Origin of the sequence: Vibrio lentus, assembly GCF_002875945.1 — a bacterium.
GTDB lineage: Bacteria > Pseudomonadota > Gammaproteobacteria > Enterobacterales > Vibrionaceae > Vibrio > Vibrio apostichopi.
The window spans coordinates 1-665 of the sequence record NZ_MCZK01000016.1 but is presented as its reverse complement, the minus strand read 5'-3'; the positions used below and the strand labels follow the sequence as shown (position 1 = coordinate 665).

Annotated in this window: 1 protein-coding gene; it reads left to right on the top strand. The window is 36.8% G+C overall.

What is annotated here, in order from left to right:
• Positions 1 to 179 precede the first annotated feature (179 nt).
• On the top strand, positions 180 to 383 hold the full coding sequence (locus BCT49_RS01790) for a hypothetical protein (RefSeq protein ID WP_004736343.1): 204 nt from the start codon (positions 180 to 182) through the stop codon (positions 381 to 383).
• Positions 384 to 665: the final 282 nt, after the last annotated feature.

The window sequence follows — 665 nt, the reverse complement described above, 5'->3', positions numbered from 1 at the left end:
CTAAGCGGAGAAGAGCCGAATAAGTAAGGAAAGTCACTAAGCTCACTGTCCAGTATTGATGATGCACATCATTGTCTTGCTTTTACACAAATCTGACATTGATGAATACCATAAGCTATCGATATAAATATCAACATATTGTATTATTACTTCCGTATTTATACTTATTAGGATTTTCTATGTTGATTCACGAATTTTCGAATAAGGACGTTACCGCTGAGCATGTAATTTTAGCTCAAGCAATACTAGCAGGGACTGCTCAAGGTGATAAAAGTAAAGCACAGCGCTTTATGATTTTTGTAAATGAGATTCCCGATGCGCCGACTGTGCAAAACCTGATTCCACGCTTTAGTCAATTTATGAAGCGCTTTAAAGCCAGCTGACATTCAGAATACGTTACACAGGGATGTGTAATTAAGATCACCAATCCCCCCCCTAACCACTACCTACTTTTAAACTCTATCTGACCCTATGCTCGCTCTATATGTAGCTAATGTTGTCGGAGGACAATAGAGTTTGATCAATTTTAAAAACGTTTCTGGACGAAACTAAGTTATACGGGTTGCTAAATTAGCATTTAACGAATGACTTAAACTATAACAAGACCTTTAATCTAGTGGCCAAATTTTCTTATCCACTAAACATTGAAGTGGCATAGTGAATTT

Coding starts and splice junctions, on each gene's coding strand:
- BCT49_RS01790 (WP_004736343.1), top strand. CDS start 180: ATGTTGATTCACGAATTTTCGAATAAGGACGTTACCGCTGAGCATGTA.